At 69.6% G+C, this 22,016-nt stretch carries 20 protein-coding genes, 1 pseudogene and 1 riboswitch; of the genes and pseudogenes, 15 read left to right on the top strand and 6 right to left on the bottom strand.

What is annotated here, in order from left to right; all coding sequences use genetic code 11:
• Positions 1–166 precede the first annotated feature (166 nt).
• Positions 167–523, top strand: coding sequence for an iron-sulfur cluster assembly accessory protein (locus tag DJ476_RS26260; protein WP_006123927.1), 357 nt, complete (start codon positions 167–169; stop codon positions 521–523).
• Positions 524–611: 88 nt separating this feature from the next.
• On the opposite strand, the gene DJ476_RS26265 is transcribed toward DJ476_RS26260, so the two are convergent.
• Both DJ476_RS26265 and DJ476_RS26270 read right to left on the bottom strand, forming a co-directional pair.
• Positions 612–2,048, bottom strand: a complete 1,437-nt coding sequence (locus tag DJ476_RS26265; protein WP_112491714.1) for a hypothetical protein — start codon at positions 2,046–2,048, stop codon at positions 612–614.
• Positions 2,049–2,346: 298 nt separating this feature from the next.
• Positions 2,347–2,544, bottom strand: a complete 198-nt coding sequence (locus tag DJ476_RS26270; protein ID WP_029395703.1) for a hypothetical protein — start codon at positions 2,542–2,544, stop codon at positions 2,347–2,349.
• Between the two features lie 156 nt (positions 2,545–2,700).
• Between DJ476_RS26270 and DJ476_RS26275 the strand changes: the two genes are divergently transcribed.
• Positions 2,701–3,675, top strand: coding sequence for a carbohydrate kinase family protein (locus DJ476_RS26275; protein WP_070203242.1), 975 nt, complete (start codon positions 2,701–2,703; stop codon positions 3,673–3,675).
• A gap of 11 nt (positions 3,676–3,686) precedes the next feature.
• On the opposite strand, the pseudogene DJ476_RS26280 reads toward DJ476_RS26275, so the two are convergent.
• Positions 3,687–5,068, bottom strand: a pseudogene (locus DJ476_RS26280) (aminotransferase class V-fold PLP-dependent enzyme).
• A gap of 271 nt (positions 5,069–5,339) precedes the next feature.
• On the opposite strand from DJ476_RS26280, the gene ctaC reads away from it, so the two are divergent.
• The 4 genes from ctaC to DJ476_RS26300 all read left to right on the top strand — a co-directional run bounded on the left by ctaC (position 5,340) and on the right by DJ476_RS26300 (position 9,817).
• A complete protein-coding gene (gene ctaC, locus DJ476_RS26285; protein WP_026237277.1) occupies positions 5,340–6,308 on the top strand; it encodes an aa3-type cytochrome oxidase subunit II in 969 nt (322 codons plus the stop codon).
• Positions 6,305–8,041 (top strand): aa3-type cytochrome oxidase subunit I, encoded by a 1,737-nt coding sequence (gene ctaD / locus DJ476_RS26290; RefSeq protein ID WP_019766362.1) that lies wholly within the window; start codon positions 6,305–6,307, stop codon positions 8,039–8,041. Before ctaC ends, ctaD begins: the two co-directional genes overlap by 4 nt.
• Positions 8,038–8,436, top strand: a complete 399-nt coding sequence (locus DJ476_RS26295; protein WP_019766363.1) for a cytochrome c oxidase subunit 4 — start codon at positions 8,038–8,040, stop codon at positions 8,434–8,436. Before ctaD ends, DJ476_RS26295 begins: the two co-directional genes overlap by 4 nt.
• Before the next feature lie 127 nt (positions 8,437–8,563).
• Entirely contained in the window at positions 8,564–9,817 is a 1,254-nt protein-coding gene (locus tag DJ476_RS26300; protein ID WP_019766364.1) for a L,D-transpeptidase, read from the top strand.
• A 60-nt stretch (positions 9,818–9,877) separates the two neighbouring features.
• Here DJ476_RS26300 and DJ476_RS26305 read toward each other — a convergent pair whose 3' ends face one another.
• Entirely contained in the window at positions 9,878–10,279 is a 402-nt protein-coding gene (locus DJ476_RS26305) for a DNA-binding transcriptional response regulator (RefSeq protein WP_103421243.1), read from the bottom strand.
• Between the two features lie 187 nt (positions 10,280–10,466).
• Between DJ476_RS26305 and ctaE the strand changes: the two genes are divergently transcribed.
• The 6 genes from ctaE to DJ476_RS26335 all read left to right on the top strand — a co-directional run bounded on the left by ctaE (position 10,467) and on the right by DJ476_RS26335 (position 17,622).
• Entirely contained in the window at positions 10,467–11,087 is a 621-nt protein-coding gene (gene ctaE / locus DJ476_RS26310) for an aa3-type cytochrome oxidase subunit III (protein ID WP_026237276.1), read from the top strand.
• 55 nt (positions 11,088–11,142) lie between these two features.
• A complete protein-coding gene (qcrC, locus tag DJ476_RS26315; RefSeq protein WP_070203239.1) occupies positions 11,143–11,952 on the top strand; it encodes a cytochrome bc1 complex diheme cytochrome c subunit in 810 nt (269 codons plus the stop codon).
• A complete protein-coding gene (gene qcrA / locus DJ476_RS26320) occupies positions 11,949–13,001 on the top strand; it encodes a cytochrome bc1 complex Rieske iron-sulfur subunit (protein ID WP_070203238.1) in 1,053 nt (350 codons plus the stop codon). The genes qcrC and qcrA overlap by 4 nt, the downstream gene beginning before the upstream one ends.
• Complete coding sequence (gene qcrB, locus DJ476_RS26325) at positions 12,998–14,644, top strand: cytochrome bc1 complex cytochrome b subunit (RefSeq protein ID WP_103421242.1); 1,647 nt, start codon at positions 12,998–13,000, stop codon at positions 14,642–14,644. Before qcrA ends, qcrB begins: the two co-directional genes overlap by 4 nt.
• 122 nt (positions 14,645–14,766) lie before the next feature.
• Positions 14,767–15,831 (top strand): anthranilate phosphoribosyltransferase, encoded by a 1,065-nt coding sequence (gene trpD / locus DJ476_RS26330; RefSeq protein ID WP_053563044.1) that lies wholly within the window; start codon positions 14,767–14,769, stop codon positions 15,829–15,831.
• An 83-nt stretch (positions 15,832–15,914) separates the two neighbouring features.
• Positions 15,915–16,032: riboswitch (SAM riboswitch) on the top strand.
• A gap of 207 nt (positions 16,033–16,239) precedes the next feature.
• Complete coding sequence (locus tag DJ476_RS26335; protein ID WP_112491715.1) at positions 16,240–17,622, top strand: aminotransferase class V-fold PLP-dependent enzyme; 1,383 nt, start codon at positions 16,240–16,242, stop codon at positions 17,620–17,622.
• A 56-nt stretch (positions 17,623–17,678) separates the two neighbouring features.
• Here DJ476_RS26335 and DJ476_RS26340 read toward each other — a convergent pair whose 3' ends face one another.
• Both DJ476_RS26340 and DJ476_RS26345 read right to left on the bottom strand, forming a co-directional pair.
• Positions 17,679–17,960, bottom strand: coding sequence for an Lrp/AsnC family transcriptional regulator (locus DJ476_RS26340; protein WP_003969641.1), 282 nt, complete (start codon positions 17,958–17,960; stop codon positions 17,679–17,681).
• Complete coding sequence (locus DJ476_RS26345; RefSeq protein ID WP_103421240.1) at positions 17,957–18,709, bottom strand: rhomboid family intramembrane serine protease; 753 nt, start codon at positions 18,707–18,709, stop codon at positions 17,957–17,959. Before DJ476_RS26345 ends, DJ476_RS26340 begins: the two co-directional genes overlap by 4 nt.
• Positions 18,710–18,903: 194 nt before the next feature.
• Here DJ476_RS26345 and DJ476_RS26350 point away from each other — a divergent pair, with 194 nt between their 5' ends.
• From DJ476_RS26350 to DJ476_RS26360, 3 genes are all read left to right on the top strand, one after another.
• Positions 18,904–19,146 (top strand): hypothetical protein, encoded by a 243-nt coding sequence (locus DJ476_RS26350; protein ID WP_003969643.1) that lies wholly within the window; start codon positions 18,904–18,906, stop codon positions 19,144–19,146.
• A gap of 39 nt (positions 19,147–19,185) precedes the next feature.
• On the top strand, positions 19,186–20,553 hold the full coding sequence (locus DJ476_RS26355) for an NYN domain-containing protein (RefSeq protein ID WP_019766371.1): 1,368 nt from the start codon (positions 19,186–19,188) through the stop codon (positions 20,551–20,553).
• 285 nt (positions 20,554–20,838) lie between these two features.
• Complete coding sequence (locus DJ476_RS26360; RefSeq protein ID WP_112491716.1) at positions 20,839–21,873, top strand: C40 family peptidase; 1,035 nt, start codon at positions 20,839–20,841, stop codon at positions 21,871–21,873.
• Positions 21,874–22,016 lie beyond the last annotated feature (143 nt).

A 22,016-nucleotide genomic window follows, 5' to 3' on the forward strand; every position in this document is an offset into this window, starting at 1 on the left:
CTTCGTGTCACTTTGACGATGCCGATAGCGTCGATGTGACGCATCCCCCGGGCGAGCGGGTGTGCGAGCATGAAAAGGAACAGACACGCGCTTGGCCCGGAATGAATCCGTGGCTGAGACGGTTGAACCGTCGGCAAGCAGTCCGTACAACCCGGGAGAGAAGCAGATGTCCGTATCGGACGAGACCACCACCGTGAGCGACGGCATCCTCCTGTCCGACGCCGCCGCAGCCAAGGTCAAGGCCCTGCTGGAGCAGGAAGGCCGCGAGGACCTGGCGCTGCGCGTCGCCGTCCAGCCCGGCGGTTGCTCGGGCCTGCGCTACCAGCTCTTCTTCGACGAGCGCTCGCTCGACGGGGACGTCGTCAAGGACTTCGACGGCGTCAAGGTCGTCACCGACCGGATGAGCGCCCCGTATCTGGGCGGCGCCTCCATCGACTTCGTCGACACCATCGAGAAGCAGGGCTTCACGATCGACAACCCGAACGCCACCGGCTCCTGCGCCTGCGGCGACTCGTTCAGCTAAACGCTGCGAGAGCGCGTACGACGTACGAGGGCGGCCCCGGATCCACTCCCGGGGCCGCCCTCGTACGTTCTGTGCCTTCACTCCACGCTCAGCTGCGCGGCACCGTCGCCCCGCTCTCCGCGTCGATCACCGTACGGTCGCCCAACGGCTTCTCCAGCGTCACCGTCCGCTTCAGCTCCTTGGCGATCATGATGCAGGCGCCGTCCTTCTGCGGCTTCTCCGTGATGGTGATCCGCACCTGACCCGGGCTCTCCTCGGCGCTCGCCGTGTAGCTGGAGCAGACCCCGCCCCAGAAGGTCACCTCCAGCGTCCGGCCGTCGGCCGCGTACGAGGTCGCCTTACGGTCGCCCGACGGCGTCGGCGTGGCCGGCTTCTCGACGTACTCCGGCGCCACCGCGATCTGCGTCACCGTGCTCTCCGGCCCGCCCGACCCCTGCCGGACCTGGAACAGCCACGACGGTACGAGGGTCTGCCGGCCCTCCACATAGCTCAGGGCCAGCCCGAACACCGCGCCCTCGACCGTGTGCTGCACCGGGGCCCGCTTGCCGTTCGACGGCACGCACTGCGGGTCGCCCGGCTTCGGCTCGCCCTCCAGCGGTACGGGGGTGGCGCAGCCGCCGATGTCCCGGCTCGCGTCCCCCTTGGCCCGGCCCGCCTCGTTGAGCTGGTTCAGCGCCGCCTCGGCCCCGATCACGGGGTAGGTGGCCCCCTTCTCCAGGGCCTTCAGCTGGCCGCTGCCCCCGGCCACCGTGCCGTCCGGGCCGATCTGCACTCCGGTCGTCCAGCCGTAGGTGGGCAGCCCGTCCACCTTCGGCTCCGCGTTCACCACGCGTACGTCACCCATGAGCTGGGCCGCGTTCAGCGCCGCGTCCTCCTGGCCGACGGCCTTCAGCACAGGCGCGGCGGCGGCCTTCGCGGCCTGCTCGCTCACCGGCTTCCCGTCCGCCTCCGGCGGGCTCTGGTTGGCGCACGTCTTCCCCGGCTCGCACGGCTCCACGGGCGTGGTGCGAGCGAACGTCCAGGTGCCCGGGGCCTGCTTGGTGACCTTCAGGAGCGCGCCGGGCCCGTCCTCGTCACCGACCACCCAGGAGGCGTCCACGGTCCGCGGGGTCCCCGGGATGCCGAGCGCCTTCGCCAGCCGGGCGACCTCCGCTGGGGCGACCGTGCCCGTGGCGCGGTGCACCGCCGCCTTGTCCGGGCCGTCGGGGAGCTTGCCCTCCGCCCGGTAGACGACCGGCGGGCCGTTCGGGTCCGGTTCGCCCGGGGCGATGCCCGGGGGAGGCGTGTCCGGGTCACCGGGGGTGGCCGGGGCGGCCTCGGCGGCGTCCAGCGCCAGCACGGGGGCCGCGTCACGGGAGGCGTTCCCGCCGCCGTCCGCCGCGCCGCCGTCACCGGAGGCGGTGGTGGCCCAGTAGGCCCCACCGCCCCCGGCCAGCAGCACCGCTGCCGCCACCGAGGCCACCGCGAGCGGCGTACGCCGCCGCCGGGGGCCGGTCACGTCGTTGTCGGGTCGCTCGGTGCTCACCGGATCGCTCCTTCGACTGCGTTGCCGTCGCGTTCACTACCGCGTGCCCCCGGACGGGGACACCGGTGGGACGGAACGGAGGAGCGAGCGGTTCCCCGGTGCTCCCCGCACACCGGCGAACGGGGCGCGTTCCCCGTACGGTTCAGGCCGAAGATGCGAGGAAACACGCCGAAGACGCACCGGTACGGGCCGGGGCGGGCCGGAGCGAGCCGGGGCGAGCCGGAACGCCTCAGCAGGCCCGGCCATCGAACCGAGGGTCTGGATCCGGCCAGGGGCCGGATCCCGGATCAGGCCCGGCTCACTCCCCGTACTCCGACATCGCGTCCACCAGCCGCGCCGACGCGGGCGGCACCGTGACCCCGTGGATCAGCGACGGCTTGACCGGGGTGACCACGGTCTTCTTGGGCGTGGTCCAGTGCGGGGCCATGCGCGCGCAGTCCCCGCGCAGCTCGGCCAGGCTCACTTCGGACTCCCGCGTTGCGGTGTGCTTCGACATATCCGCACCGTAACCACGGTCACGCTCAGGTAGAAAGCCCTACTATCGGGTAGTTTTCCCTTTTCCCGGCCGGAGGGGTCACCCGGTAGCGTGAACTGTCACGCCGTCCCGGAGGGCGCACCTCGGCCCTTCGCCTTCCGCAGGAGAAGCCTCCCCGTGCGTATCGCAGTCACCGGCTCCATCGCCACCGACCACCTCATGACCTTCCCCGGCCGCTTCGCCGACCAGCTGGTCGCGGATCAGCTGCACACGGTCTCCCTCTCCTTCCTGGTCGACAACCTCGATGTGCGCCGGGGCGGTGTCGCCGCCAACATCTGCTTCGGCATGGGGCTGCTCGGCACGGAGCCGATCCTCGTGGGCGCCGCGGGCTCCGACTTCGACGAGTACCGCGCCTGGCTCGACCGGCACGGCGTGGAGACCGGCTCGGTCCGGATCTCCGAGGTCCTGCACACCGCCCGCTTCGTCTGCACCACCGACGCCGACCACAACCAGATCGGCTCCTTCTACACGGGCGCGATGAGCGAGGCCCGGCTGATCGAGCTGAAGAGCGTCGCGGACCGGGTCGGCGGCCTGGACCTCGTCTCGATCGGCGCGGACGACCCGGAGGCGATGCTCCGCCACACCGAGGAGTGCCGCTCGCGGAACATCCCGTTCGCCGCCGACTTCTCCCAGCAGATCGCGCGCATGGACGGCGAGGAGATCCGCATCCTGCTGGACGGCGCCACGTACCTCTTCTCCAACGAGTACGAGAAGGGGCTCATCGAGTCCAAGACCGGCTGGAGCGACGAGGAGATCCTCGCCAAGGTGGGCCACCGGGTCACCACGCTCGGCTCCCGCGGTGTCCGGATCGAGAAGGCCGGCGAGCCGGTCATCGAGGTCGGCTGCCCGGAGGAGGAGACCAAGGCCGACCCGACCGGCGTCGGCGACGCCTTCCGGGCCGGGTTCCTCTCCGGTCTCGCCTGGGGCGTCGGCCTGGAGCGCGCCGCCCAGGTCGGCTGCATGCTCGCCACGCTGGTCATCGAGACGGTCGGCACCCAGGAGTACACCCTGCGCCGCACCCACTTCATGGACCGCTTCACCAAGGCGTACGGCCACGAGGCCGCCGCCGAGGTCCAGCAGCACCTCGTCTAGTCCTCCAGTCGTCAGGAGAGCCGGCGGACCACATAGGCCGAGCCCCGGTCCGCCGGCTCCTCGCCCACGTACTCCTGCTCCCGCATCTCGCACCAGGCGGGGATGTCCAGCCGGGCCGCCTCGTCGTCCGCGAGGACCGTCACCGTGGCGCCCACCGGTACCTCCCCGATCACCTTTGCGAGTTCGATCACCGGGATCGGGCAGCGGCGGCCCAGCGCGTCGACCACCAGGGACCGGGCCGGAGCGGGGGAGGGCGGCGCCGACACGGGGGCGCCGAGCCGTTCCCGTACCTCCGCGACCACCCCGGGCACCACCTCCAGGAAGCGGTCCACGTCCGCCTCCGCCGTGCCGAGCGGCAGCGAGACCCGGACGTTCCCCTCCGACAGCACCCCCATCGCCTTGAGCACATGGCTCGGCTCCAGCGTGCTGCTCGTACAGGACGAACCGGACGATACGGAGAACCCGTGCCGGTCCAGCTCATGGAGAAGGGTCTCTCCATCGACATAGAGACAGGAGAAGGTGACCAGGTGCGGGAGCCGCCGCTCCGGATCGCCCACCACCTCCACATCGCCCACCCGCTCGGCCACCACGGTCCGGATCCGGTCCACCAGCGCCCGCAGCCGCACCGCCTCGGCCGCCGCCTCGTCCCGTACCGCGCGGAGCGAGGCCGCCGCCGCCACGATCGCGGGCAGGTTCTCGAACCCCGGCGCCCGCCCCGACTCCCGCTCCCCGGCCGGGCCCTGCGGCGCGAACCGCACTCCCTTCCGTACCGCCAGCAGCCCCACCCCGGCCGGGCCGCCCCACTTGTGCGCGCTCGCCGTCAGCAGCGACCAGCCGCCCGCCACCGGACCCCACCCCAGCGACTGGGCGGCGTCCACCAGCAGCGGCACCCCGGCCTCGGCGCAGAGCGCGGCCACCTCCGCCACCGGCTGCTCGGTCCCCACCTCATGGTTGGCCGACTGGAGGCAGGCCAGCGCGGTGCCGTCCCGCAGCGCCCCGGCGTACGCCCCCGGGTCCACCGCCCCGACCGCCCCACCGGCACCTGGGTCACCGTCCCGCCCGCCGCCTCGTGCGCCGCCGCCGCATGGAGTACGGAGGAGTGCTCGACGGCCGAGAGGGCCAGATGGCGGCCGACACGCCGACGCCCCGAAAGAGCACCGGCCACTCCGGCGTGGACGGCGGTGGTCCCCGAAGAGGTGAAGACCAGCTCGTCCGGACGGCAGCCGACCGCGTCCGCCGCGGCCTCCCGGGCGGCGTCCAGCAGCAGCCGGGCCCGCCGCCCCTCGCGGTAGAGCCGGGCGGGGTCGGCCCACCCCTCGTCCAGCGCGGCAAGCAGCGCCTGACGTGCGACGGGGTGCAGGGGGGCGGCGGAGGCGGCGTCGAAGTAGGGCACACCGCCACGCTAGCCCGCACCGCCTGTCACCTCGGCGCCCGGCTGCCCGGCCGCCCGTCCTAGGGGGTGTCAGATGACGGCCGGAGGCCCGGATTCCATCCCTTCGGGGAGTCGGGCGGCGCGTTGGGCACCCTCCCCGCGCGACCCCAAATAGCGTCCAGTAGGGTTTGGTCCGCATAAACATCCAAACCCCTGCCCGCGTCAGGGACGGCGACCGACCAGCGAGACGGGCGCGCCGCCCGTGCGGGCGAGACTCTCGGGAAGGCGCTACGTGAGTCCCAACGGCTCCGACCGCTCGTCGCGGCGCCCGATGCGGCGGAAGCTGCCGCAGGTGCTGACTGCGGGCCTGGTCCTGGCGACGGCCTCCGGTTGTTCATACAACTGGGAGGATTTTCCCCGCCTCGGTATGCCCACCCCGGTGACGGAAGAGGCCCCTCGGATCCTCTCCCTCTGGCAAGGCTCGTGGGCGGCAGCGCTCGTCACGGGTGTCCTTGTCTGGGGGCTGATCCTCTGGAGCGTCTTCTTCCACCGGCGTAGCCGGACCAAGGTGGAGGTACCTCCGCAGACCAGGTACAACATGCCCATCGAGGCGTTGTACACAGTGGTTCCGCTCATCATCGTCTCGGTGCTCTTCTACTTCACCGCGCGCGATGAGTCCAAGCTCCTCGAACTCTCCGACAAGCCGGCCCACACCATCAACGTGGTCGGCTACCAGTGGAGCTGGGCCTTCAACTACATCGAGAAGGTGGAAGGCCAGCCCGCAGCGGGCAGCGAGGTTCCCAAGGAGCTCGCGGCCATCCCCGACAAGTTCCAGAAGGACTTCCCCGCGGACGCCACCGGCGTCTACGACGCGGGCATCCCCGGCACCCGTAACCCCCAGAACGGCAACCCGGGTCCGACCCTGTGGCTGCCGAAGGGGGAGAAGGTCCGCTTCGTCCTCACTTCGCGTGACGTCATCCACTCCTTCTGGGTGGTGCCGTTCCTCATGAAGCAGGACGTCATCCCGGGCCACACCAACGTCTTCGAGGTCACTCCCAACCGGGAGGGCACCTTCATGGGCAAGTGCGCCGAGCTCTGCGGCGTCGACCACTCCCGGATGCTCTTCAACGTCAAGGTCGTCTCCCCGGAGCGGTACCAGCAGCACCTCAAGGAGCTGGCTGAGAAGGGTCAGACGGGCTACGTGCCGGCAGGCATCGAGCAGACCGACCCGGCCAGGAATGCGGAGAAGAAGCAACTGTGAGCATCCTCAACGAACCTCAGGGTGCCGCACCGGCAGACGACTCGTACGAGGACGAGCTGCCGGTCCGGCGCAAGCAGCCGGGCAATGTCGTCGTCAAGTGGATGACCAGCACGGACCACAAGACCATCGGCACGCTCTACCTGGTCACGTCGTTCGCCTTCTTCATCATCGGCGGACTCATGGCGCTCTTCATGCGCGCCGAGCTCGCTCGTCCCGGCACGCAGATCATGTCGAACGAGCAGTTCAACCAGGCGTTCACGATGCACGGCACGATCATGCTGCTGATGTTCGCGACGCCGCTGTTCGCCGGGTTCGCCAACTGGATCATGCCGCTGCAGATCGGGGCGCCCGATGTGGCGTTCCCGCGGCTGAACATGTTCGCGTACTGGCTGTACCTCTTCGGCTCGCTCATCGCGGTGGCCGGCTTCCTCACCCCGCAGGGCGCCGCCGACTTCGGGTGGTTCGCCTACGCGCCGCTGAACGACGCCGTCCGCTCGCCGGGCATCGGCGCCGACATGTGGATCATGGGTCTGGCCTTCTCCGGCTTCGGCACGATCCTCGGCTCGGTCAACTTCATCACCACGATCATCTGCATGCGCGCACCCGGCATGACGATGTTCCGCATGCCGATCTTCACCTGGAACGTCCTGCTGACCGGTGTCCTGGTCCTGCTGGCCTTCCCGGTCCTGGCCGCCGCGCTCTTCGCCCTGGAGGCGGACCGTAAATTCGGTTCGCACATCTTCGATTCCGCCAACGGCGGCGCGTTGCTCTGGCAGCACCTCTTCTGGTTCTTCGGCCATCCAGAGGTGTACATCATCGCCCTGCCGTTCTTCGGCATCATTTCCGAGGTCATTCCGGTATTCAGCCGCAAGCCGATGTTCGGCTACATCGGTCTGATCGCCGCGACGATCGCCATCGCCGGTCTCTCGGTGACGGTGTGGGCGCACCACATGTATGTGACGGGCGGCGTGCTATTGCCGTTCTTCTCGTTCATGACATTCCTCATCGCGGTGCCAACAGGTGTGAAGTTCTTCAACTGGATCGGCACGATGTGGAAGGGGTCATTGTCCTTCGAGACCCCGATGCTCTGGGCCGTCGGCTTCCTCATCACCTTCACCTTCGGTGGTCTGACCGGCGTCATCCTGGCCTCGCCCCCGATGGACTTCCACGTCTCCGACTCGTACTTCGTCGTCGCGCACTTCCACTACGTCATCTTCGGCACCGTGGTCTTCGCGATGTTCTCCGGATTCCACTTCTGGTGGCCGAAGTTCACCGGCAAGATGCTGGACGAGCGGCTCGGGAAGATCACCTTCTGGACGCTGTTCGTCGGCTTCCACGGCACCTTCCTGGTGCAGCACTGGCTCGGTGCCGAGGGCATGCCACGTCGTTACGCGGACTACCTCGCCGCCGACGGCTTCACCGCGCTGAACACGATCTCCACGATCGCGTCCTTCGTGCTCGGCCTGTCGATGCTGCCGTTCTTCTACAACGTCTGGAAGACCGCGAAGTACGGCAAGAAGATCGAGGTCGACGACCCCTGGGGTTACGGCCGTTCGCTGGAGTGGGCGACCTCCTGCCCGCCCCCGCGGCACAACTTCCTCACCCTGCCGCGGATCCGTTCCGAATCCCCGGCGTTCGACCTGCACCACCCGGAGATCGCGGCGCTCGAACAGCTTGAGCACCACTCCGAGTCGGACAAGGCCCTCGCCGGCGGCAAGGAGGCAGGCAAGTGAAGATCCAGGGACAGATGTTCATCTGGCTGAGCGTCTTCATCCTCGGCATGGCCATCGTCTACGGCGTGTGGTCCAAGGAGCCGATCGGCACCACGGCCCTCTTCCTGGCCTTCGGGCTCTCGGTCATGATCGGCTTCTACCTGGCCTTCACGGCCAACCGGGTCGACGCCATGGCCCAGGACAACAAGGAGGCGGACGTCGCCGACGAGGCGGGCGAGCTGGGGTTCTTCTCCCCGCACAGCTGGCAGCCGCTCTCGCTGGCCGTCGGTGGCGCCTTCGCCTTCCTGGGCGTCGTCTTCGGCTGGTGGCTGATGTACTTCTCCGCCCCGCTGCTCCTGCTCGGCCTCTTCGGCTGGGTCTTCGAGTACTACCGCGGCGAGAACCGCACCCAGTGACACCCTCCTGAGGGTGCCACCGCACTACCCCACGAGGGGCCCGCGTCGCAAGGAAGCGACACGGGCCCCTCGCTCGTTCGGAGGCATTGGACGCGCTGGATCGGATGAATCTTCTTAGCGTGAGGTCATGAACCACACGCCGCGCATCCGCACCGTAGTGAGCTGCACTCTGCTGGTCGTGACCCTCGGCGCGGGTGCGACCGCCTGTGGCGGCTCCGACGGACATCCGCTGTCGACGAAGCCGTACGACGCGGGGGACCAGGTCTCCTTCAACGGCCCCTCCAAGAACGAGAAGGCCGACCCCGACAAGCCGCTCGAGGTCACCGTCAAGGGTGACGACAGCCGCATCACCGACGTCAGCGCCGTCGACACCGGCGGCCGCCACCTCGCGGGCGAGCTCTCCGCCGACGGCCGCCGCTGGCGCTCCACCGCCCCGCTGGCCGCCGGAACCGGATACACCGTCAGGGTCGCCACCGAGAACGAGGACGGCGCTCCGGGCACCCGTACGCTCTCCTTCGAGACCTCCTCGCCCAAGAAGCTGCTGAAGGTCTCCTTCGGCCCCCAGGCGGGCACCTACGGCGTCGGACAGCCCATCACGGCGGAACTCAGCGCTCCGGTCACCGACAAGGCCTCACGCGCCACCGTCGAGCGCGCCCTCAAGGTCCGCTCCACCCCGGCCGCCACCGGCTCCTGGTACTGGGTCGACGACAAGAAGCTGCACTACCGCCCCCAGGAGTACTGGCCCGCCAACGCCACCATCGAGGTCCGCTCCAACCTGGCGGGCATCAAGGTGACCAACGCCCTCTACGGAGCCGAGGCCAAGCCCCTCAAGATCACCACCGGCGACCGGATCGAAGCCCTCACCGACGCCTCGACCCACACCATGACGGTCCTGCGCAACGGAGAAGTGATCAACACCATTCCGGTCACCACCGGCAAGCCCGGCTTCTCCACCCGCAACGGCGTCAAGGTGGTGCTCGCCAAGGAGTACTACGTACGGATGCGCGGCGAGTCCATCGGCATCGCGGCCGGCTCCTCGGAGTCGTACGACCTGCCCGTCTACTACGCCGCACGGGTGACCTGGAGCGGGGAGTACGTCCACGCCGCACCCTGGTCCGTCGGCTCCCAGGGCTCCGCCAACGTCAGCCACGGCTGCACCGGCATGAGCACCAGCAACGCCGCCTGGTTCTTCGACACCGTGCGCCAGGGCGACATCGTCAAGGTCGTAGGCAGCGCGGGGGAGACCATGACCCCGTTCGACAACGGGTTCGGCGACTGGAACCTGTCCTGGGAGAAGTGGCAGAAGGGCAGCGCCCTCAACGAAGGGGTGCCGGACAGCCCCCAGACGCTCCAGGCGGCCCGGCTGCGGCCCCATGTCTGACCGGGCGCAGCGGGAGCGCCCCGCACCGCGGGGCGCTCCTCACCTGTCCGCAGGGGCGGCTCACGCCTCCACGGAGAGCCGGGCGCGCAGCAGGGCCGCCAGAGCCTCGGAGAACTCCACCGGGTCCACCGGCAGCGTCACCGCGGCCTCCGCACGGCTCCAGGTGGCCAGCCACGCGTCCTGCGGGCGGCCGATCAGCAGGAGGACCGGGGGGCAGTGGAAGATCTCGTCCTTGATCTGCCGGCAGACGCCCATCCCCCCGATGGGGGCCGTCTCGCCGTCCAGCACGCAGACGTCGACCCCGCCGGCGTCCAGTGCCGCCAGGACGGCCGGAAGCGTCGCGCACTCCAGGAACCGCACTTCCGGCACGTCGGCGGCGGGCCTGCGCCCGGCCGCCAGCTTCACCTGCTCGCGGATGTTGGCGTCGTCGCTGTAGACCAGGACCGTGGCGGTCGCCTGCATTGTTCCTCCGTGACAGCTGTGTCTTCGGGGCTCTCGGGGCATGAACCGATGCGCGGATCGTACTCCGCCAGACCCGCCGTCAGCACCGGTAAGGACACCGATTCGATGGGCCGTTCGGGCAGGACACACGCCACTGACACACCGAACGGCACCCCCCGGAGTGAGGGCGGGATAAGCGACCGACATAATGTCGGTCGTGGCGACAGCAACGACAGTAGAAACCGGGCACGCGCACCCGTCGGTCAATCGGCCGAACCTCACCAGCGTCGGAACCATCATCTGGTTGGCGTCCGAGCTGATGTTCTTCGCGGCCCTCTTCGCGATGTACTTCACCCTTCGATCGGTGATGGGACCCGAGTACTGGAAGGAGATGGCCGGGCATCTGAACTTCCCGTTCGCGGCCACGAACACCACGATCCTGGTGCTTTCCTCACTCACCTGCCAGCTCGGCGTCTTCGCCGCCGAGCGGGGCGATGTGAAGAAGCTCCGCACCTGGTTCATCGTGACGTTCGTGATGGGCTCGATCTTCATCGGCGGCCAGGTCCTGGAGTACGTGGAGCTGGTCAAGGAGGCGGGGCTCTCCCTCTCCTCCGACCCGTACGGCTCCGTGTTCTACCTGACCACCGGCTTCCACGGACTGCATGTGACGGGCGGCCTCATCGCCTTCCTGCTGGTCCTCGGCAGGACGTACGCGGCCAAGAGGTTCACCCATGACCAGGCCACCGCGGCCATCGTCGTGTCCTACTACTGGCACTTCGTGGACGTGGTGTGGATCGGCCTGTTCGCAACGATCTACATGATCAAGTAACCGGGCTCGCACCCACCCACCATCGACGCAGAAGATCCTGACACCGGGGTAATCCGTGAAAAAGCTCTCCGCACGACGACGCCATCCGCTGGCGGCGGTCGTCGTACTACTCCTCGCGCTGGCGGCTACCGGGGGGCTGTACGCCGCGTTTGCGCCTGCGGGCAAGGCGCAGGCCGATGAAACCGCCCAGTCCCTCGCCATCGACGAGGGCAAGAAGCTCTACACCGTAGGCTGCGCCAGCTGCCACGGAACCGGCGGTCAGGGCACCACCGACGGGCCGTCCCTCGTGGGCGTGGGCTCCGCCGCCGTCGACTTCCAGGTCGGTACGGGCCGTATGCCCGCGCAGCAGCCGGGCGCCCAGGTACCGAAGAAGAAGAAGATCTACACCCAGGCGGAGATCGACCAGCTCGCGGCGTACGTCGCGTCGCTCGGCGCCGGTCCGATCACGCCGACCGACAAGCAGGTCGACCCGGCCGGCGCGGACATCGCCAAGGGTGGCGAACTGTTCCGCAACAACTGCGCCCAGTGCCACAACTTCACCGGCCAGGGAGGCGCGCTGACCAACGGCAAGTACGCCCCCAGCCTGGAAGGCGTGAGCCCGAAGCACATCTACGAGGCCATGCAGACCGGCCCGCAGTCGATGCCCTCCTTCCCCGACACGATCATGCCGGAGCAGGAGAAGAAGGACATCATCGCGTACATCAAGTCCGTGAACGGTGAGGAGACGCCGAGTCCCGGCGGTCTCGCCCTCGGCGGTCTCGGCCCGGTCAGTGAGGGGCTCTTCGCCTGGATCTTCGGGCTGGGCGCACTCGTCGCAGCCGCCGCCTGGGTCGCGGCCCACACCGCTAAGGCCAAGAAGTCATGAGTAGCCAAAAGATTCCAGAAGACAACCTGCCCGTAGTGCAGGAGACCGCGCAGGGCGCGGTGGAGGGTACGGACGACCCGTTCGCCGACCCCGGGCTGCCGGCGCACAAGCCGCGTATCCAGGACATCGACGAACGCGCCGCGAACCGCTCCGAGCGGGCCGTCGCGTTCATGTTCACGCTCTCGATGCTGTCGACGGTGGGCTTCATCGCGTCGTACGTCATCTTCCCCGTGGACAAGATCGTCTACATCTGGCCCTTCGGCCATGTCAGCCCCCTCAACTTCTCCCTGGGGCTGACGCTCGGCTTCGCGCTCTTCTTCATCGGCGCAGGCGCCGTCCACTGGGCGCGCACCCTGATGTCCGACGTCGAGGTCGCCGACGAGCGCCACCCGATCGAGGCGACCCCCGAGGTCAAGGCCAAGGTCCTCGCCGACTTCAAGGCCGGTGCCGAGGAGTCCGCGATCGGCCGCCGCAAGCTCATCCGCACGACCCTCTTCGGTGCGCTGGCCCTGGTGCCGCTCTCCGGTGTGGTGCTGCTGCGCGACCTCGGTCCGCTCCCGGAGAAGAAGCTCCGGACCACGATGTGGGCCAAGGGCAAGCTGCTCGTCAACATGAACACGGGCGAGCCGCTCCGTCCGGAGCACGTCCCCGTGGGATCGCTGACCTTCGCCAAGCCCGAGGGCCTGGAGGAGGACTCGCACGACTTCCTCTCGCAGATCGCCAAGGCCGCGCTGATGATCGTCCGCATCGAACCGGACGACATCAAGGACAAGCGCCAGCGCGACTGGGCCCACGAGGGCATCGTGGCCTTCTCCAAGATCTGCACCCACGTCGGCTGCCCGATCAGCCTGTACGAGCAGCAGACACACCACGTGCTCTGCCCGTGCCACCAGTCCACCTTCGACCTCTCCGACGGCGCCCGCGTCATCTTCGGTCCGGCCGGCCACGCGCTTCCGCAGCTGCGGATCGGCGTGAACAGCGAGGGCAACCTCGAGGCGCTCGGTGACTTCGACGAGCCCGTCGGTCCGTCCTTCTGGGAGCGCGGATGAGTACTGCGACCACCACCCCGCCCGCCGACCAGGCGGGACAGCGCAAGGCACCCGCGGGCGAGCGGGTCGCCGACTGGGCCGACGGCCGACTGGGCATCTACGGCCTGGCCAAGGCCAACATGCGCAAGATCTTCCCGGACCACTGGTCCTTCATGCTCGGTGAAGTGGCGCTCTTCAGCTTCATCATCATCATCCTCACGGGTGTGTACCTGACGCTGTTCTTCCAGCCGAGCATGACCGAGGTCGTCTACCACGGCCCGTACGAGCCCATGCAGGGCATCCGGATGTCGGAGGCCTACGCCTCCACGCTGAAGATCAGCTTCGAGGTCCGCGGCGGTCTGCTCGTCCGGCAGATCCACCACTGGGCCGCCCTGATCTTCCTCGCGGCGATGTTCGTGCACATGATGCGCGTCTTCTTCACGGGCGCCTTCCGCAAGCCGCGCGAGATCAACTGGGTCTTCGGCTTCCTGCTCTTCGTGCTCGGCATGTTCACCGGCTTCACCGGCTACTCCCTCCCGGACGACCTGCTCTCCGGTACGGGTGTCCGCTTCACCCAGGGCGCCATCCTGTCCGTGCCGATCGTCGGTACGTACATCTCGATGTTCCTGTTCGGCGGCGAGTTCCCCGGCCACGACTTCGTGGCCCGGTTCTACTCGATCCACATCCTGCTGCTGCCGGGCATCATGCTCGGTCTGCTGGTGGCCCACCTCATCCTGGTGGTCTTCCACAAGCACACGCAGTACCCGGGCCCCGGCAAGACGAACAAGAACGTCGTCGGCATGCCGCTGCTGCCGGTCTACATGGCCAAGGCCGGAGGCTTCTTCTTCCTCGTCTTCGGCATCATCGCGATCATCTCGGCCATCGCCACGATCAACCCGATCTGGGCGCTCGGACCGTACCGCCCGGACCAGGTGTCCACCGGCGCCCAGCCCGACTGGTACATGGGCTTCGCCGAGGGTCTGGTCCGTGTGATGCCCGGCTGGGAGATCAGCCACTGGGGCTACACGCTCAACCTCGGCGTATTCATCCCGCTGGTCGGCTTCGGCCTGGTGCTCACCCTGCCCGCGGTGTACCCGTTCATCGAGTCCTGGATCACCGGGGACAAGCGCGAGCACCACATCCTGGACCGCCCGCGCAACGCCCCGACCCGTACGGGGCTCGGCGTCGCCTGGATCACCGCGTACTTCATCGGCCTCGTCGGCGGTGGTAACGACCTGTGGGCCACGCACTTCCACCTGTCGATCAACGCCATCACCTGGTTCGTCCGGATCTTCTTCTTCGTCGGACCGGTCATCGCCTTCATCGTCACCAAGCGGATCTGCCTCGGCCTCCAGCGCCGCGACAAGGAGAAGGTGCTGCACGGTCGCGAGACCGGCATCATCAAGCGCCTGCCGCACGGTGAGTTCGTGGAGATCCACGAGCCGCTGTCCCAGGACAAGCTGCACACGCTCACCCAGCACCACCAGTACAAGCCGCTCGAACTCGGCCCCGAGGTCGACGAGAACGGCGTAAAGCGCAAGATCCCCGTACTGGAGAAGGTCCGGGCCAAGCTCAGCAAGGGCTACTACGGCGAGAACAACCAGATCGCCAAGCCCACCGTCGAGGAGTACAAGGAGATCACCGAGGGCCACGGCCACCACTGATCACCTGAACTGATCGCCACCGCGGGAGCCCCGTCCATTCGATGGACGGGGCTCTTCGCGGTCCCGGTGGCTGGATAGGGTGGAGCCGTATCTTTCCCGGCTGTGGACCCCTGGAGCGGACCATGAACGTTGTGACCCCGAGCGGCGGCGACAGCGTGGCGGACCGTTCCTGGCCCGGCCTGCTGAACCCCCTGCTGCGCGGCGAGAACCTCTCCTCCGAGGAGACCGCCTGGGCGATGGACCGCATCATGAGCGGCGAGGCCACCGACGCGCAGATCGCCGGCTTCGCGGTGGCGCTGCGGGCCAAGGGCGAGACCGTCGAGGAGGTCACCGGGCTGGTGCGCGCGATGTACGCGCACGCCAACACCATCGAGGTGCCCGGCCGCACCGTCGACATCGTCGGCACCGGCGGCGACCTCGCCAAGACCGTCAACATCTCGACCATGGCCGCGATCGTCATCGCCGGGACCGGCGCCAAGGTCGTCAAACACGGCAACCGGGCCGCCTCCTCCGCGAGCGGCTCCTCCGACGTCCTGGAGAAGCTGGGCGTCAACCTGGAGCTGACCCCGCAGCGGGTGGTGGAGGTCGCGGAGGCGGCGGGCATCACGTTCTGTTTCGCCGTCAAGTTCCACCCCGCCCTGCGGTACGCCGCCAAGGCCCGCAAGGAGCTGGGCGCGCAGACCACGTTCAACATCCTGGGACCCCTCACCAACCCGGCCCAGGTGCGCGCCCAGGCGATCGGGGTGGCCGACGCCCGGATGGCGCCCATCGTCGCGGGCGTGCTCGCGGAGCGGGGCAACTCGGCGCTTGTCTTCCGCGGTGACGACGGGCTCGACGAGCTGACCACCACCGCCACCTCGCGGATCTGGGTGGTCCGTGACGGGGAGGTGCGCGAGGAGCCGTTCGACCCGCGCGACGTCGGGCTGACCATCGTCCCCGTCGAGGCGCTGCGCGGCGCCGACGCCTCGTACAACGCCGATGTGGCCCGTCGGCTGCTGGACGGCGAGGGCGGCGCGGTACGGGAGGCGGTGCTGCTCAACGCGGCGGCGGCGCTCGTCGCGCTCGACCCGGGGACCGGCCCGCTGACCGAGCGGATCGCGGCGCAGATCCAGGTGGCCGCCGAGGCCATCGACTCCGGGGCCGCCAAGCGCGCCCTGGAGCGCTGGGTGGCGGCCAGTAACGCCTGAGACGCCGAATGTGACGCAGGGCGCAGTCCGGATGCCGGACCGCGCCCTTGCGCGTCCCCGTACGTATGGCAAGATGCTGCGCAGGTCATGAGTGACAGCGACTACGGCCCCGGCCCGCTGTCCGGCAACCCTCCGTCCGTGGCGGGGTGCCCCGGGTGAAGACCAGGCCGTAGGCAGCGAGGTCTGCGGCAAGCGCGGGCCCCTCGGCGTCCAATGGACGTCAGCCCCCGGGGTCCTGGTCCCTAGGGAGCCTTCTGTGAGCAAGCGAATGCGTTAGGGCTCGTCCCAGGGCTTCGTCACGCCCTGAGCTGACCGCCCTTCTTCAGCGCACCCTCTTTTCCTTCCTTCTCCGCGCCGCCGCGTATCCGCAGGCGCGCAGATTTCGCCTGCCTGTTACGGGAGTTCGCCATGTCTGTCTCCACCGCTGCCCTCGACTCGTCGGTTTGTGCCCCACTGCCCGTTCTGGGGCAGGATGTCACCGTTCCGCTCGTCACCGGCGGTGAAGTCACCTATGCCGCACTCGACTACGCCGCCAGCGCCCCGGCCCTCCAGCGGGTCTGGGACGACGTGGCCGCGTACGCCCCGTACTACGGCAGCGTCCACCGCGGTGCCGGATACCTCTCGCAGCTCTCCACCGACCTCTTCGAGAACAGCCGTCGCACGGTCGCGGAGTTCCTCGGCTGCCGCGCCGACGACCAGGTCGTCTTCACCCGCTCCACCACCGACTCCCTCAACCTGCTGGCCGCCGCGATCCCGGCCGGCTGCCAGGTCTTCGTGTACGAGACCGAGCACCACGCCTCCCTGCTGCCCTGGCGCGACGCCCAGGTCACCTACCTCAACGCGCCCCGCACCCCGGGCCAGGCGGTGGAGACCCTGGAGCGGGCGCTCGCGGACCGCGCCCCCTACGGCCCGGCCCTCGTCTGCGTGACCGGTGCCTCCAACGTGACCGGTGAGCTGTGGCCGGTGAAGGAACTGGCCGCCGCCGCGCACGCGCACGGGGCCCGGATCGTCCTGGACGCCGCCCAGCTCGCCCCGCACCACCCCGTGGACATCGCCGAACTGGACGTCGACTGGGTCGCGTTCTCCGGCCACAAGCTGTACGCGCCCTTCGGCTCGGGCGTCCTCGCGGGCCGCGCCGACTGGCTCCAGGCGGCCGAGCCGTACCTCGTCGGCGGCGGCGCCTCCCGCAAGGTCGCCCGGCGCGCGGACGGGGGCGTGGACGTCGACTGGCACACCACGGCCGCCCGCCACGAGGCCGGTTCGCCCAACGTGATCGGCGTCTACTCCATCGCCTCCGCCTGCAAGGCCCTCACCGAGGCGGGGTTCGACACCCTGGTGGCCCGGGAGCAGGAACTGGTGCGCCGGGTCCGTGAGGGGCTGGCCGAGGTGCCCGAGGTCCAGGTGCTCTCGCTCTTCGGGGACGACGCGCCCCGGGTCGGGGTCATCTCCTTCGTGGTGCGCGGCTGGAACAGCTCGCACTTCGCCGCCGCCCTCTCCGCCGAGTACGGCATCGGCGTCCGCGACGGCCTCTTCTGCGCCCACCCGCTGGTGCGCACCCTCCTCGGCAGCGACCCGCAGGACCCGGGCGAGTGCGGCGCCCCCGAGGCCGAGCCGGGCGAGCGCTCGCTCAACGCCATCCGCGTCAGCTTCGGGGCCGGTACGCCGGACGAGCACATCGAGCGGTTCCTGCGCGCGGTCTCCGAGCTGGTCCGCCAGGGCGCCCGGTGGAAGTACCGCACCGAGGACGGCCGTTGCGTCCCGGACCGGGGCGAGGCCGCCCGTACGGTTTGATACGCCTCGGCCGGGGACGGGCGCGCTGCCCGTCCCCGGCCGACGTGCGTACGGTCCTACGCGTCCAGGCCGATCGCGAACGCCGCCTCCAGGTCGTGCTGGGAGTACGTACGGAACGCCACATGGGTGTCGGTGCCCTCGACGCCCGGGATCTTGCTGATCCGGCCGGGGATGACGTCCGCGAGGTCGTCGTGGCGGGCGACCCGGACCATGGCGATCAGGTCGTAGGTGCCGGTGACGGAGAAGACCTCGCTGACACTGTCCAGCGCGGCGATGGCCTCGGCGATCTCCGGAATCCGGTCCACGCTGGTCTTGATGAGCACGATCGCGGTGATCACGGCTGTCTGTCTCCCTCGGTCGCCGTGGCTGGAACCTTCACCTTAGCCCCACCCCGATACCGCACCCAGGCGTAGAGGAACCCGGCCGCGAACCCCGCCACATGCGCCAGATACGCCACCCCCGGCCCCGCGTCCGCCGCCTGGGCGGCCGCCCACTGGAGCCCGAACCAGAAGACCAGCACGATCCAGGCCGGGAAGCGCAGCGGCAGGAAGAAGAGGAACGGGAAGAGGCTGGTCACCCGGGCCTTCGGGAACAGGTACAGGAAGGCGCCGAGCACCGCCGAGATCGCGCCGGAGGCGCCGACCAGCGTCTGGCCCGAGTCCGCGTGGACCGCCGCGTAGCAGACCAGCGCCAGATAGCCGCACCCCACGTAGAAGAGCGCGAAGTGGACCCGGCCCATCCGCTCCTCGGCCATCGCCCCGAACACGTACAGGAAGAGCAGGTTGCCCAGCAGGTGCAGCCAGCTGCCGTGCACGAACAGCGCGGTGAACGGGGTGAGCAGGGCGCGCGGCGAGCCCTCCCACAGCTCGGCCGGGATCACCCCCCACCGCTCGAAGTACCCGGCCTGCGCGGCGAGCAGCGCGTCCTGGCTGCCGTAGGAGGCGCCGCCGAACCCGGAGAGCGGGCTGATCAGGAAGATCGCGCCGCACAGGGCGATCAGCCCGTACGTCACCGGCGCCCCGCCCGCCGTCCGCTCCCGGGCCCGTGCGGCCGTGGTCCAGCGGGCGAACCGCCGTACGTCGATCATGTACAGAGCATGGCGTACCGGGGGAGAACGGGACGGAGCGCCTCGCCGTGCCGATGCCTATACGCGAGGCCGTAGGGTTACGCCAGGACTTCCGCAGTTCGACGGCGCACCGCGAGATCCTTGACGTAGACAGGTGGAGTCGCGGCGGTGCGCCCGGCGCGGGCTCCTGGAGACGACGAAAGAGGACGCAGACGATGACGACGGTTCCCCTGCCGACGGACTCGACCCGCTGGCGCTGCACCTTGTGCGGCAATCTCACGCGCTTCGACGTGACGCGGTCCTCCAAGGTCGTGGAGTACGTCCATCTCGACCTGGCCGGTGAGTCCAGTGTCGAGGAGCGGGAGGTGGTCAGTGAGACCATCGAGTCGGTCCGCTGTCGTTGGTGCAACGCGGTGGACCAGATCGAACTGGTGGACAGGCCGGGTGCCGCCTCCTGAGGGAGCGCACCGACAGACATATCTATGGGGTGACGGACGGTGGAACAGCCGACCAGCGGCGCCGAACCGGCCGATGCGGCCGACGGCGGTGCAGAGGCGCTCGACCGTCCGCTGCCCGAAGGCGTACGGCGGCGGGTCGTCGCCCTGGTCGCGGAGGCCTTCGGCGGGCTGACCGTCGCCGAACTGCCCGCCCAGTTGCGGCAGTATGCCCGGTTCACCCCGACCCGGCGGGCCAAGTTCGCCGGGAACGCGATGGCCGCCGCCCTGGAGAGCGACCCGCTCTTCCGGCGGCGCATCGGTGAGCGGCTGAGCCACTCCCAGCCGGAGCTGGCCGGTGCGCTGGAGGCGGGTGCGCCGCCCGCCGCCGCCGATCCGGTCGATGTGGCGGCGGCCGCCTATGTGCTGCGCCCGGTGGGCTGGGTCAAGCTGGTCGAGGCGGCCGGCGAGGAGGTCCAGCGGGCCGACGCGGAGCGGGTGGACGAGGAGACCCGCCGTGAACTGGCCCAGCTCCGCGAGGAGCTGGAGCGGGCGCGCGCCCACACCCGTACCGAGACCGAGCGGCTCCGCGCCGAGCTGGACGCGGCCCGCAAGGAGTCCGAGTCGCTCCACCGCAAGCTCCGCTCCGCGCTCAGCGAGGTGAAACGCGGCGAGGCCGCCCTGCGCCGCAGCGCCGCCGACGCGGACGCCCAGCGGGCCGAGGCGGCGGCCCAGCTCTCCGCCGCCGAGAGCGAGTCGCGCCGGCTCAAGCACCGCCTCGGTGAGGCCGAGGCCGCTCTGGAGGCGAGCCGGCGGGCCGCCCGCGAGGGCCGCTCGGTGGAGGACATGCGGCTGCGGCTGCTCCTGGACACCGTGCTGGACGCGGCCTCGGGGCTCCGGCGCGAACTGGCCCTGCCCCCGGTGACCACCCGCCCGGCCGACAGCGTGGACGCGGTGGAGCCGGGGCGCATGTCGCCCAAGGACATTGCCGCCAGGGCGCTTTCCGAGACGGACCCGGCGCTGCTCGACCAGCTGCTGGCGCTGCCGCAGGCGCATCTCATCGTGGACGGCTACAACGTCACCAAGACCGGCTATCCGCAGATGCCGCTGGAGAAGCAGCGGTTGCGGCTGCTGGGCGGCCTGTCGATGCTGGCCGCGCAGTCCGGCGCCGAGGTGACCTGTGTCTTCGACGGCGCCGAACTGGCCGCGCCGGTGCTGCTCGCCCCGCCGCGCGGGGTGCGGGTGCTCTTCAGCAAGGCGGGGGTCACCGCGGACGAGCTGATCCGCCAACTCGCCCGCGCGGAGCCCCCGGGGAGGCCCGTGGTGGTCGTCTCGACCGACCGTGAGGTGGCCGACGGGGTGGCCAAGGCCGGTGCCCGGCCCGTCGCGTCCGTCTTGCTCCTCAAGCGGCTTTCGCGCGTCCAGGGATGAATGTTCGACATGTGTGACATGCCGGATTTCTGGGAACGTACCGTCAAGTCATCGCTACACGTGGTGCGGTGAGAGTAAAGAAGTGCCTGATGTGACGAGAAAAATCCTGTGAGGATTTGAACTGATCACAAGATGGTCACTAGGGTCAGGCCTCGAACCTTCGCACGGTTGATCACCCATTGGGGGTGACGGCGAAGGAACCGCCGAGTCCGTGAGCGCACGGAGCCGGGGAATCTTTCCCCCACAGCCCGGTAGGCGGCTCTGAGGAAGAAGGAGCTCGCCTTCGTGGCGTCCCACCGTCGTCCCAAGCAGCCGAGCCGCGCGCGCGTGACCGTGCTCACCGCGACCGCCGCTGCGGCCGTGGCCCTGACCTCCCAGGCCGCCCATGCCGACCCCAAGCCGACCAAGAACGAGGTCAAGGCGAAGGTCGACAAGCTCTACCACGAGGCCGAGGCCGCCACCGAGAAGTACAACGGGGCCAAGGAGCAGCAGGACAAGCTGAAGAAGCAGGTCGACGCGCTCCAGGACAAGGTCGCCCGCGGCCAGGACGAGCTGAACACCCTGCGCGGCGAGCTGGGTTCGATCGCCACCGCGCAGTACCGCTCCGGCGGTATCGACCCCTCGGTCGCCCTCTTCCTCGCCTCGGACCCGGACAGCTTCCTCGACCAGGCCTCCGCGCTCGACCAGCTGACGGTCAAGCAGACGGAGTCCCTGCAGAAGATCCAGGCCAAGCAGCGCACCCTCGCGCAGCAGCGCAAGGAGGCCCAGGACAAGCTGGGCGACCTCGCCGAGGTCCGCAAGCAGCTGGGCGAGAACAAGAAGAAGTACCAGGGCAAGCTGGCCGACGCGCAGCGCCTCCTCAACAGCCTGACCGCCGCCGAGCGTGCCAAGATCCAGGAGGAGGAGGCGGCGAAGGACCGCGCCAGCCGCGCCACCAGCGAGCGCGTCCAGCTCGGCAACGAGGCCCCCGCCTCCAACCGTGGCGCCGCCGCCCTCTCCGCCGCCGCCACCCAGCTCGGCAAGCCGTACGTCTCCGGCGGCTCCGGCCCCAACTCCTACGACTGCTCCGGGCTGACCCAGTGGGCCTTCGCCCAGGCCGGCGTCAACATCAGCCGGACCACCTACACCCAGCAGAACGACGGCGTGAAGATCGGCCGCAGCCAGCTCAAGCCGGGCGACCTGGTCTTCTTCAACGGCCTGTCGCACGTGGGCTTCTACGCCGGGAACAACCAGATCCTGCACGCCCCGAAGCCGGGCACCGTCGTCCGCTACGAGTCGATGGACTACATGGGCACCTTCCAGTTCGGCGTCCGCATCTGACGCGTACGAACCCGGAGCGAGGCGCCTGACACCGGGCGCCACGCCCACCGAGGACGACGCCCGAACGAGGGAATCGCCTCACCCCACGCTGACGCCCTGCCCCGCCGGAGACCGAGGTCACCGGCGGGGCAGGGCCGTTCGAC

The sequence above is a fragment of the Streptomyces bacillaris genome (genome assembly GCF_003268675.1).
Classification (GTDB): domain Bacteria; phylum Actinomycetota; class Actinomycetes; order Streptomycetales; family Streptomycetaceae; genus Streptomyces; species Streptomyces bacillaris.